8 protein-coding genes are annotated in these 12138 nt (G+C 73.2%); 2 read left to right on the top strand and 6 right to left on the bottom strand.

The genetic code is table 11. The features are described 5' to 3' along the window. Positions 1-46: 46 nt before the first annotated feature. Entirely contained in the window at positions 47-424 is a 378-nt protein-coding gene (locus OOJ98_RS03380) for a MerR family transcriptional regulator (RefSeq protein ID WP_267053104.1), read from the bottom strand. Between the two features lie 75 nt (positions 425-499). Here OOJ98_RS03380 and OOJ98_RS03375 point away from each other — a divergent pair, with 75 nt between their 5' ends. Then, the gene (locus tag OOJ98_RS03375; RefSeq protein ID WP_267053103.1) at positions 500-1228 is read left to right on the top strand and encodes an SDR family oxidoreductase; all 729 of its coding nucleotides are present in this window, start codon (positions 500-502) and stop codon (positions 1226-1228) included. Between the two features lie 75 nt (positions 1229-1303). Here OOJ98_RS03375 and OOJ98_RS03370 read toward each other — a convergent pair whose 3' ends face one another. The 5 genes from OOJ98_RS03370 to speB all read right to left on the bottom strand — a co-directional run bounded on the left by OOJ98_RS03370 (position 1304) and on the right by speB (position 10399). Continuing rightward, the gene (locus OOJ98_RS03370) at positions 1304-2710 is read right to left on the bottom strand and encodes a S28 family serine protease (RefSeq protein WP_267053102.1); all 1407 of its coding nucleotides are present in this window, start codon (positions 2708-2710) and stop codon (positions 1304-1306) included. Positions 2711-2826: 116 nt separating this feature from the next. Continuing rightward, on the bottom strand, positions 2827-3252 hold the full coding sequence (locus tag OOJ98_RS03365; RefSeq protein ID WP_267053101.1) for a hypothetical protein: 426 nt from the start codon (positions 3250-3252) through the stop codon (positions 2827-2829). 648 nt (positions 3253-3900) lie between these two features. Beyond that, positions 3901-7653 carry an ABC transporter ATP-binding protein gene (locus OOJ98_RS03360; RefSeq protein WP_267053100.1) on the bottom strand — a complete coding sequence of 1251 codons (3753 nt, stop codon included), beginning with the start codon at positions 7651-7653 and terminating at the stop codon, positions 3901-3903. Positions 7654-7754: 101 nt separating this feature from the next. Next, positions 7755-9431 (bottom strand): thiamine pyrophosphate-binding protein, encoded by a 1677-nt coding sequence (locus OOJ98_RS03355; RefSeq protein ID WP_267053099.1) that lies wholly within the window; start codon positions 9429-9431, stop codon positions 7755-7757. After that, the gene (gene speB / locus OOJ98_RS03350) at positions 9431-10399 is read right to left on the bottom strand and encodes an agmatinase (protein ID WP_267053098.1); all 969 of its coding nucleotides are present in this window, start codon (positions 10397-10399) and stop codon (positions 9431-9433) included. Before speB ends, OOJ98_RS03355 begins: the two co-directional genes overlap by 1 nt. 187 nt (positions 10400-10586) lie before the next feature. Here speB and OOJ98_RS03345 point away from each other — a divergent pair, with 187 nt between their 5' ends. Next, complete coding sequence (locus OOJ98_RS03345) at positions 10587-12122, top strand: PucR family transcriptional regulator (RefSeq protein WP_267053097.1); 1536 nt, start codon at positions 10587-10589, stop codon at positions 12120-12122. Positions 12123-12138: the final 16 nt, after the last annotated feature.

The raw sequence follows: 12138 nt of genomic DNA, 5'->3' as shown, positions 1-12138 counted from the left end.
GTACCCCCGACGTGGATCGCTGGTGCGCCGTCCGAATCGGCCGCGTCTACGGGTGGGTGTCCGTGATCGCGATGACCTCGTCGAGGCGTTTCAGGGCGGCCTGCAGGTCGTCGGCCTTGGCCTGGATGCGGTCGCGCTCGGCGCGCAGCATGGCCCGTTGTTCGGCGTCGGTGTGCCCGGCGTCCCAGCACGGAAGGAGTTCGGTGATCCTTCGGCTGGACAGGCCGGCGGCGAACATCTGCTGGAAGAAGCGCACCAGGGGCACGGCGTCCTGCCGGTAGAGGCGCTGGCCGGATGGGCTGCGCTCCGCGACGAGGAGTCCCTGCTGCTCGTAGTAGCGCACGGCGCGTACCGAGACGCCGGCGCCCCGCGCCACCTCGCCGATGCGGACCAGCCGTTCGGTCGCGGCCTCCGTGACGGTCATGACGACTCCCCTCACCGCGGTCCCGACGACCGGCACTTGCCTCTGACGCCAACGTCAGGTTCTAGCGTACCGGGCATGGACATCAACAACTCAGTTGCCCTTGTCACCGGAGCCAACCGCGGCCTGGGCCGCGCCTTCGCCCAGCGCCTGCTCGAACGGGGCGCCCGCAAGGTCTACGCGGCGGCCCGCCGGCCGGAGTCCGTGGACCTGCCCGGGGTCGAGGTGCTGACCCTCGACATCACCGATCCCGCATCCGTCAGGGCCGCCGCCGAGGCCGCTCCGGACGTCTCGCTGCTCGTCAACAACGCGGGGATCCAGACGGGGACCGACCTGGTGACCGGTGCGCTGGACGCGGTGCGGCAGGAGCTGGAGACCAATGTGTTCGGCCACCTGGGAATGATCCGGGAGTTCGCGCCGACGCTCGCCGGGAACGGCGGAGGCGCGATCGTGAACGTCCTCTCCGCCATGTCGTGGTTCGGGGGCGCGGGCGCCAATGCCTACCACCTGACCAAGGCTGCCGCCTGGGCCATGACCAACGGCGTCCGCCTGGAGCTCGCCGAACAGGGCACGCTCGTGACGGCGGTGCACCTCGGCCTGGCCGACACCGACATGGCCGCGGGGTGGCCCGTGGCCAAGATCGCGCCGTCGGAGCTGGCCGACGCGGCACTCGACGGCGTCGAGGCGGGCTCCGCCGAGGTCCTCGCCGACCAGTGGAGCCGGGACGTCAAGTCCCGGCTGCCACTGGCGCCGGAGGATTTCAACGCCGCGATGGACCGCGCCCTGGCGGCGCTCACGGCGGCCTGAGGAGCCCTCGGCCCGGTGCCCGGCCGATGGGGCGCCCACCGGTCGGGAGGCCGCCGCGGCAGGGTGCGCCCCGGGTCACGGGCGCAGGGACGGCTCCCTTGCCAGTCGGGGTGCGTCCAGCCGTGCGTCGAAGGCCGACTGCGGCTTCGCGGGGGCCGGGTCGAGGCCTGCCCAGCGGAGGATCGACGCCGTTGCGGACGCCTTCTGCTCCGACGGCAGCAGGGACACCTTCGAGCCGTGGTTGCCGCCCGGGACGGTGTAGACGTAGGAGTCACGCGCACCCGAGCCCAGCGAGAAGCGCTCGGCGCCCCACGGGTCGTTCTGCCCGTACACGTACAGCATGTGGTCCGCGTGGTGCTTGACCCACGAGTCGACGTCGCGCATCGCGTCCGGCTGGAACCGCATCGGGATGCTCCGCGGCACGAAGTTGCGCGGCGGCTGGTAGCCGTAGCGGCTCAGCTTGCCGAGCCACGGCTGCTTGATGGTGGGCGAGCCCAGCTGCGTACCGGCCTGGTAGTAGTACGCCGTGTAGGGCGCGAGGCCCTGGTCGGTGTAGAAGGAGAAGCCGGAGATGTTGTCCACGGAGTCCCAGATCGCCTGGTCGCTCGCGTGCGCCGCGTCCGCCGGGATCGTGGCGCACTCGGCGAGCAGGTGGTACTGCCAGAAGCCCCACACGTAGTCGAGCACGACCGCCTCGTACGCCTTGTCGAGCGAGCCCACCGTCGTGAAGGTGTAGCCGTTCTCGGTCGCGTACTGCTGGTACTTCTTCTCCAGGGTTCCGCGCCGCACGAGCGCCTCGCGCTGCACGCCCGCCAGCTTGTCGCGGCACTCCTTGGTGCCGACGTTCGCCAGGAACCGGTCGTACGCCGAATCCTCGTTGTTCACCACGTCGTTGGGGGCCACGTACGCGACGACGCCGTTCATGTCGCGCGGGTAGAACCGCTTGTAGTACGTGGCGGTCATGCCGCCCTTCGAGCCGCCGGTGGTCAGCCAGTTCTTCGCGTAGACGGGCTTCAGGGCCCGGTAGATGGCGTGCTGGTCGCTGGCCGCCTGCCAGATGTCGTCCTTGGCCCAATTGGTGGGCGTGGGACGGGACTCGGGGAAGAAGCGGTACTCGACGGAGACCTGGTTGCCGTCGACGATCTGCGTCGGCTCGCTGCGGCTGGGGGTCGTCGAGACGTCGTAGCCGCTGGTGTACATCACCGTCGGCCGGTCGGTGTCCTTGTGCAGCAGGGTGATCCGCTGCTTGAAGGTGGCCCGGCTGTACGGGTTGTGGTGGTCGACGGGCTGCGTGTAGTTCAGCACGAAGTAGCGGTAGCCGGCGTACGGCTTCTCTTCGATGAGACTCATCCCGGGTATCGCCAGGATGCGGTCCTTGATGTCCGGCTCGGCGGCGGTGGCCGCCCCTGCCGTGGCGGCGGTCGCGGTCATCGTGCCTATCAGCACGACGAGCGACAGCAGCCATCTGAGCGCCTTGCGCATTCACACTCCCCTGTGGGGCCCCTGTGGGCTCGGAACGTGGCCCCGCGAACCTAGCCGGGGCAACGCCGGGACCGCCAGCCCCTGTTGATCTCGGGGTGTGCGTCTACGCGAATGGCTCAGCAGACCCAGCCCGTCTGGGCCGAACTCCCCGATATCGCTCCGGTCGCGCGTACGCAGCGGGTGCCGGAGTACACCGTGATCGGGCCCGCGCGCTGGGTGTAGACGCCGCTGTCGCCGGCCGGGGCGCCGCCGCGGGCCTGGATCGTCACGGACATCTGGCGCCGGGCGCCGGCGCTGTCGGCGACGGTCACGGCGCACGCGTAGCCGTTGCCCTTGAACAGGTGCAGCTCTCCGCCCCTGAGGCCGACCGCCTTCACAGGGCGGCCCGCGCATGCGGCGGCGGCGTCCGCGGTGCCGCCCGTGGGGCCGAACACGGTGAGGGCGGCGGCCATCGCGGTGATCGCCGCGGCGGGGCCCAGCAGGGCCCTTCTGTTCGGCCTGCCTCGGCCGCCGGATGTCTCACCGGGCGTTCCATCGAACACGCTTGCATCCTTCCGCCACGTGCGCGTACGTGGGGAGGGACGCGGGAAGTCGCCCGACGGTTCTCAGGGAGGCCCACCCCACCCGCGCAGTTCCCCGCGCCCCTAGGCGGGTCGGCCTGGGCAGCGTGCCCAGCACAGGCCACCCCAGCCCGTCCGGCGTGTGAGGACGAGCGCCCTCAAGGCGCGAAACGGGGTCTGGGGCGAAGCCCCAGCAACCCCGGCTTTCGTCCGCGGACCGTGCCCGCGTCTCGCGCAGTTCCCCGCGCCCCTAGGTGGGCTGACCTTGGCGGCACGCCCAGCATCGGCATCATCAGCCCGTCCGGCGCGTGCCCATGGCAGGGTGCCCGGCATGGGCACACCCAGCCCGTCCGGCGTTTGAGGACGAGCGCCCTTCAGGCGCGAACGGGGTCTGGGGCGGAGCCCCGGGCAGCCCCGGCCTACGTCTGCGGACCGTGCGGGGCTGGTCGCGCAGTTCCCCGCGCCCCTGTAGGGCACCCTGCGTCGCGCCCGCCGCGGCGGAGCCGCGCACGTGTCACAGCCCCGCGCCCCCAGGTGGGCTGAACTCGGCGGCATGCCCAGCATGAGCGCGACGCGGGGTCTGGGCCCCTGGTGGGGCACCCCGTGCCGAGCGGTCGCCCACCGCGGTGGTCAGTGGGTCGGGAGGGGGGTCGCGTCCTGCTGCTGCGTGCCGGTGAACGTGTGCCACAGGCGGGCGTACTTGCCGTTCGCCGCGAGGAGTTCGTCGTGGGTGCCGTCCTCCGCGACCCGGCCCCCGTCCATCACGATGACCCGGTCCGCCCGCGCCGCGGTGGTCAGGCGGTGGGCGACGACCAGCGTGGTGCGGCGCCCCGTGAGGCGGTCCGTGGCCTGGTTGACCTGCGCCTCGGTCGCGAGGTCGAGCGCCGCCGTCGCCTCGTCGAGCAGGAGGACGTCGGGGTCGACGAGTTCCGCGCGGGCCAGCGCGATCAGCTGCCGCTGCCCCGCGGAGAGGTTGCGGCCCCGCTCGGCGACCTCGTGGAGGTACCCGTCGTCGAGCGTCGCGATCATGTCGTGCGCGCCGACCGCCCGCGCCGCCGCCTCCACCTCCGCGTCGCTCGCGTCGGGGCGCCCGTACGCGATGGCGTCGCGGACCGTGCCCGCGAAGAGGTACGCCTCCTGCGGGACCACGCCGAGCCGGTGCCGGTAGGCGGTGATGTCCAGGTCGCGCAGGTCCGTCCCGTCGGCGGTGACCCGCCCGCCCGTCGGATCGTAGAAGCGCGCCACCAGCTTCACGAGGGTGGACTTGCCCGCGCCGGTCTCGCCGACGAAGGCGACGGTCTGCCCCGCCGGTATCCGCAGGTCGACCCCGCGGAGCGCCGCCTCGGGTTCGTCGGCGTCGTCGGCGGCCCCGTACGCGAAGTCGACGTCCTCGAAGGCGATCTCGCCGCGCAGGGACAGCACGTCGAGAGGCTCGCGGGCGTCGGCCGTGGAGGGCTCCTCGCGCAGCAGTTCCTGGATGCGCTTGAGCGAGACCGCCGCCTGCTGGTAGCCGTCGAAGACCTGCGACAGCTGCTGCACGGGCGCGAAGAACAGGTCGATGTAGAGGAGGTAGGCGACGAGCGCGCCCGTGGTGAGGGTGCCGGCGTCGACCCGGTGCGCGCCGACGATCAGGACGGCCGCCGCCGCCACCGACGAAAGGAGCTGCACGAACGGGAAGTACACGGAGATCAGCCACTGGCCGCGCACCCGCGCCTGGCGGTAGTGGTCGCTGCGTTCGGCGAACCGGGCGGCGCCGTCGTGCTCGCGCCGGAACGCCTGCACGATGCGCAGACCCGACACCGACTCCTGGAGGTCGGCGTTGACGACGCTGATCCGCTCGCGGGCGAGTTCGTACGCCTTCACGCTCTTCTTGCGGAAGACGTACGTGCCGACGACGAGCAGCGGGAGCGTCGCGAAGACGACGAGGGCGAGCTGGAGGTCGATGACGAGCAGCGCGACCATGATGCCGAAGAAGGTGACGACGGAGACGAACGCGGTGACCAGACCCGTCTGGAGGAACGTGGACAGCGCGTCCACGTCCGTCGTCATGCGGGTCATGATCCGCCCGGTCAACTCCCGCTCGTAGTAGTCGAGTCCGAGCCGCTGGAGCTGGGCGAAGATCTTCAGGCGCAGGGTGTAGAGGACGCGTTCGCCGGTGCGTCCGGTCATGCGGGTCTCGCCGGTCTGGGCGAACCACTGCACGGCGACGGTGAGCAGGGCGAGCCCGGACGCCGCCCACACCGCGCCGAGCGCGAGCTTGGTGACGCCCTGGTCGATGCCGTGCCGGATGAGGACCGGCAGGATCAGGGAGCCGCCGGCGTCGATCGCGACCAGGAGCAGCGAGACGAGCAGGGGCAGTCCGAAGCCGTGCAGCAGCCGGCGCAGGCCGTACGACTCCTCCGGCTGGACCGCCTTCGCCTCGTCGATGGCGGGCACATCGGTGGCGGGCGGCAGCGCCTCGACCTGGGCGAGCAGTTCGGGGGTGGCCGGCATCCCGCCGGGCGCGGCGGATTCGGCCTTCTCCGGCCGGACCCAGAGCGGCGGGGTGATGCCGCGCTCCACGTCGTACTCCGCGTCCAGTTCGTCGCGTACGGAGTGGTCCTCGTCCTCCTCCGGGCGGAGGGCGGGCGGGGTGTGGCCCGGGGAGACCGCGCCGAGTTCGTCGGGGTCGGTGAGCAGCCGGCGGTAGAGGGCGCTGTCGCGCTGGAGCTCCTCGTGGGTGCCGATCGCGGCGAGCCGTCCGCCGTCGAGGACGGCGATGCGGTCGGCGAGGGCGAGGGTGGAGCGGCGGTGCGCGATGAGCAGGGTGGTGCGGCCCGCCATGACGGACTTCAGGGCTTCGTGGATCTCGTGCTCGACGCGGGCGTCGACGGCGGAGGTCGCGTCGTCGAGGACGAGCAGGCGGGGGTCGGTGAGGATGGCGCGGGCGAGCGCCATGCGCTGGCGCTGGCCGCCGGAGAGGGTCAGGCCGTGTTCGCCGACGGTGGTGTCGTACCCCTTGGGCAGTTCGGCGATGAAGCCGTCGGCCTGGGCGGCGCGGGCCGCCTGCTCGATCTCGTCCTGGGTGGCGTCCGGTTTCCCGTACGCGATGTTGGCGCGGACGGTGTCGGAGAAGAGGAAGGAGTCCTCGGGGACGAGGCCGATGGCGGCGCGCAGCGAGGACAGCGTCAGCTCGCGCACGTCGTGGCCGCCGATGAGGACGGCGCCGTGCTCGACGTCGTAGAAGCGGGGCAGCAGGAGCGAGACGGTCGACTTGCCGGAGCCGGAGGAGCCGACCACGGCGACGGTCTCGCCGGGCATGATCGAGAGGGAGAACCCGTCGAGGACGGGCCGCTCGTCGTCGTAGCCGAAGCGCACGTCGTCGAATTCGACGGTGGCGGGGGCGTCCGGCGCCAGCTCCTTGGTGCCGTCCTGCATCGACGGTTCGGTGTCGATCAGCTCCAGGACGCGCTCGACGCCGGCGCGGGCCTGCTGGCCCACGGTGAGCACCATGGCGAGCATGCGGACGGGCCCGACGAGCTGGGCGAGGTAGGTGGAGAACGCGACGAACGTGCCGAGGGTGATCTGGCCGCGGGTGGCGAGCCAGCCGCCGAGCGCCAGCATGGCGACCTGGCCGAGCGCGGGGACGGCCTGGAGGGCCGGGGTGTAGCGGGAGTTCAGCTTGATGGTGCGCAGGCGGCCGGCGAACAGCTTGCGGCCGACCTCGCGGAGCTTGCCGGTCTCCTGGTCCTCCTGGCCGAAGCCCTTGACGACACGGACCCCGGAGACGGCGCCGTCGACGACCCCGGCGACGGCCGCGGCCTGGCCCTGGGCGTACCAGGTGGCGGGGAAGAGCCGGGTGCGGCTGCGCTTGGCGATGAGCCAGAGAGCGGGCGCCACGGCGAGGGCGACGAGGGTCAGGAGCGGCGAGAGCCACGCCATGATCACGATGGAGATGACGAAGAGCAGGATGTTGCCGATCGTCATCGGCAGCATGAAGAGCAGGCCCTGGATCAGCTGGAGGTCGCTGGTGGCGCGGCCGACGACCTGCCCGGTGGACAGCTCGTCCTGGCGCCGCCCGTCGAGCCGGGTGATCGTCGCGTACATCTCGGTGCGCAGGTCGTGCTGGACGTCGAGGGCGAGGCGCCCGCCGTAGTACCGCCGTATGTACGTCATTCCGTACACGACGACGGCGCAGGCTATGAGGAGCCCGGTCCAGACGCTGAGGGAGCGGGTGTGGTCGCCGATGACGTCGTCGATGACGACCTTGGTGATCAGCGGCACGAGCGCCATGACGGCCATGCCGCCGAGCGACGAGCCGAGCGCCAGCACGACATTGCGCCGGTACCGCCAGGCGTACCCGGTCAGCCTGCGCGCCCACCCCTGTTGCGCACCCTCCGTCACGACATTCCTCCCGTTGGTACGTGTCCTGCCGCAAGCCCCAACACGGGGGCCTGCGGATTTCATCCCGCCGCAATGAATGCGGGCCGTGAGGACGGGTCCGTCTACAGGTGGGTCGGGGCGAACATCTTCAGGACGGCGGGCAGCACGACCACCGAGGGGCCGGGGGCGGCCAGTGCCGCGGAGAGGTCGGCGGTCAGGGTGTCCGCGCTCGTGCGGACGGCGGGGACGCCGAAGGATTCGGCGAGGGCGACGAAGTCGGGGCGGGCCAGTTCGGTGGCGGCGGACGTGGGCTCACCGAACGTGTCCGTCAGGTAGGCGCGCAGGATGCCGTAGCCGCCGTCGTCGACGATGAGCCAGGTGACCGGCAGGTCGTACTGCCGGGCGGCGGCGAGTTCCGCGAGGGAGTACATGGCGCCGCCGTCGCCGGAGACCGCGAGGACCGGAGTGCCGGGGTCGGCGACGGCCGCGCCCAGCGCGGAGGGGAAGGCATAGCCGAGGCCGCCGGCGCCCTGTGCGGAGTGCATCGCTCCGGGCCACGCCGACCACGCCCAGTAGGTGAGGATCGTCATGTCCCAGAAGCTGGGCGCCGCCGCGGGCAGCGCCGCGCGCACGGCGGCGAGGATCCGCCGCTCCTCGTCGAGGCCCTGGGCGTCGATACGGGCCCGCACCCGGTCCAGGACGGCCCGTACGCGCTCGGGCGCGCCCGGATCCGTACGCTCGCCGACGGTTTCGAGCAGGGCCTGGAGCGCGATGCGGGCGTCCGCGTGGATGCCGAGCGCGGGGTGGTTGGCCTCCAGCTTGCCGAGGTCGGCCTCGATCTGGATGATCCGGCCGCGCGGCGCGAAGGTGTGGTAGTTCGACGACAGCTCGCCGAGCCCGGAACCCACCACGAGCAGGACGTCGGCGTCTTCGAGGAAGTCCGTGGTGTGGCGGTCCTCCAGCCAGGACTGGAGCGAGAGCGGGTGCTCCCAGGGGAAGGCGCCCTTGCCTCCGAAGGTCGTCACGACGGGCGCGTCGAGGCGTTCGGCGAGGGCGCGGAGCTTGCCCGCGGCGTCGGCCCGGACGACTCCGCCGCCCGCGATGATCGCCGGGCGCTCGGCGTTGGCCAGCAACTCGGCTGCCACGGCGGTCAGTTCGGGGCGCGGGGGAAGTTCCTCGGGGAAGGCGTCCAGCGCGGTGACGACGGGCAGCGCGGTCTCGGCGAGGAGCACGTCCTCGGGGATCTCGACCCAGACCGGGCCGTGCGGCGCGGTGAGCGCCGACTCCCAGGCGGCCGCGACCGCGGAGGGGATCTGCGACTGGCCGCGCACGCAGTGGACCGACTTCACGATGTCGCGGAAGGAGGCCTGCTGGTCGCGCAGCTCGTGCAGATGGCCGTGGCGCCCGCCGCCGAGCCCCTTGCGCGGGACCTGGCTGGAGATCGCGACGACCGGGGACGAGGCCGCGGCCGCCTCCTGGAGGGCGGCGAGCGAGGTGAGCGCGCCGGGGCCGGTCGAGAGCAGCAGCGGGGCCGCCTCGCCGGTGATCCGGCCGTACGCGTCGGCCGCGAAGCCCGCGTTGTTCTCGACCCGGAGCCCGACGTAGGCGAGGTCCGAGCGGCGCACCGCGTCGAACAGGGCGAGCGCGTGCTGGCCGGGCAGCCCGAACACGGTGGTCGCGCCGAGCCCGGCCAGCGTCTCCACGACCAGGTCACCGCCGGTGCGGCCGCTCGGCGGGTCGAGCGCGGCCGCGGTCTGCGCCGCGGTGGGGCGCAGGACGATGTCGTGGTCGTGGGTCATCACACGGTCCGGGAGGCGGCGATCTGGCGGGACATGATCGTGGTCAGCTCGTACGCGGTGTGCGAGGCGGCCACGCTGGTGATCTCGGCGTGGTCGTAGGCGGGGGCGACCTCGACGACGTCGGCGGAGACCAGGTTGCAGGAGGCGAGGCCGCGCAGGATCTCCAGGAGCTCGCGCGAGGTCATGCCGCCGGCCTCGGGGGTGCCGGTGCCGGGCGCGTGGGCCGGGTCGAGGCAGTCGATGTCGATGGAGATGTAGAGCGGGCGGTCGCCGATGCGCTGGCGGAGCTGGTCGGCGACCTCGTCGGCGCCGCGCCGGTAGACGTCGGCGGAGGTGACGATGCCGAAGCCCATCTTCTCGTCGTCGGTCAGGTCCTGCTTGCCGTAGAGCGGGCCGCGGGTGCCGACGTGGGAGAGGGCCTCGGTGTCGAGGATGCCCTCCTCGACGGCCCGGCGGAACGGGGTGCCGTGGGTGTACTCGGCGCCGAAGTAGGTGTCCCAGGTGTCGAGGTGCGCGTCGAAGTGGAGCAGCGCGACCGGGCCGTGCTTCTTGGCGACCGAGCGCAGCAGCGGCAGCGCGATGGTGTGGTCGCCGCCGAGCGTCATGAGGCGGGCGCCGGTGGAGAGCAGCTCGTCGGCCGCGCACTCGATCGTCTCGACGGCCTCGTTGATGTTGAACGGGTTGGCCGCGATGTCACCGGCGTCGGCGACCTGGGCCAGCGCGAACGGCGAGGCGTCCTGCGCCGGGTTGTACGGGCGCAGCAGGCGGGAGGCCTCGCGGATGGCGTTGCCGCCGAAGCGGGCGCCGGGCCGGTAGGAGACGCCGGAGTCGAAGGGCACGCCGACCACGGCGACGTCGGCGGCGCCGACCTCGTCGAGGCGGGGCAGCCGGGCGAAGGTCGCGGGACCGGCGTACCGCGGGATGCGGGACGAGTCGATCGGACCGCGCGGCGTTTCGTTGCTGCTCATGTGAAGTGCCCTTCGTTCTCAGCGTGTTGTGGCCACCCCGGTCCGGTGGGCCGGCGGGCCCGGCGGCGCGCGGAGCCTGTCCGCTCTCCCGCGTGCGCCGGTCGGCACGACCCTAGGTGGCCGGGCAGCCACACTGAAGTGTACGTTTCCTCCACTTCTCACGCCGCCGATGGATGGATCGTCCACCATGCCGGAACCGACCGCGCCGCCCGTGCCGCCGCCCGCCACACCGCCCACGCCGCCGATCGCCCTCGCCGCGCTGCTGGCCCGCGCCGACCTCGGGCTCCGACAGCTGGCAGGGCCCTCGCACGCCTCCATCCGCTGGGTGCACACCTCCGAGATGGCCGACCCGTACCCGTATCTGCTGGGCGGCGAGCTGTTGATGACGGCGGGGGTACAGCTCGCCGACCCCGAGGTGTACGTGTCCCGGGTCGTCGCGGCGGGGGCGGCGGCGCTGGGGTTCGGGGTGGCGCCGGTGCACGAGGAGGTGCCGCCGGCCCTCGTCGAGGCGTGCGCGCGGCACGGGCTCGCGCTGATCGAGGTGCCGCCGCGGACGACGTTCTCCGCGGTCGCGCGGGCGGTGTGGCTCCTGATGGCCCGCGCCCGCGAGGACGAGCTGCGCCGGGTGAACGAGGCCCAGCGCGCCCTCGCGACCGCGGCGTCCCGCCCCGACCCGGTGGGGGCGGTCCTGCGGGTGCTGGCGGGGCGGCTCGGGGGGTGGGCCGGGCTCCTGACCCCGGAGGGGGTTGTTCTGGAGTCGGCGGGGGCGGAGCCGGGGCCCCTGGCGGGGGTACGGGATCTGGTGCGGGTGGTGTCGCCTGCGGCGGATCCGCCCCGCCCCACCCCTTCCCGGAAGCCTCCGGCAGAGGCGACCGGTCGTCCGCCGGAGGCTTTCGGGAAGGGGCGGGGCGGGGACACCGCGCCGAAGGCGCACCCCCTGACCGCCACCGACACGGCCGACGGCACCCACCTCGCCGCCTACGCCCCGGCCGAGGCCGGAGGAACGGCCCTCGCCGTGGCGACCCCCCACCGCACCCCCGGCGACCACACCATCGCCGGCGTCGCGGCCGTGCTGCTCTCGCTGCTCACCGCCGGACGGCCCACCGCCGAGGACGCGGCGCGCTCCGCCGCGCTCGTACGGCTGCTCCTCGGGGGCGCGCCGCAGGAGGCGGGGGCGCTGCTCGGCGCGGGGCCCTGGGTGGTCGTGCACGGGCGGGGCGAGGGCTCCCCGCCGGGTCTCGGGGCGCTCGTCGACCGGGCGGGACCGGCCCTGCGCGCCCTCGTCCCCGCCGACCGCGAGGTCGCCCCGCACCCCGGCTGGACCCTCGGCGTCAGCGCCCCCGCCGCGCTGGAGGGGCTCGCGGTCGCCGGCATCCAGGCCGCTCGCGCCCTGGAGCGCGCGGAGGCGACCCGCGTCCCGCTCGCCCGGCACCGCCCCGCCGGGTTCGCCGCGCTGGTCGACCCGGCCGAGGCGGCCGCGTACGCCCGGGAGCTGCTCGCCCCGCTCGGCCGGCCCCTGCGCACCACCCTCTACAACTGGCTCGCTCTGCACGGCAGTTGGGACCGGACAGCCGTCGCCCTCGGGGTGCACCGCAACACCGTGCGCCAGCGGATCGGCCGCTGCGCCGCGCTGCTCGGCGCCGACCTCGACGACATGGACGTCCGCACCGAGCTGTGGCTGGCGCTCAGAAGTGCCGAGGCTCACTCTGGACAGTGCCGGTGACTGCCGGGTAACTTCG

It is taken from the genome of Streptomyces sp. NBC_00083, from assembly GCF_026343295.1.
GTDB lineage: Bacteria > Actinomycetota > Actinomycetes > Streptomycetales > Streptomycetaceae > Streptomyces.
This window is presented reverse-complemented; position numbering and strand designations above follow the sequence as displayed.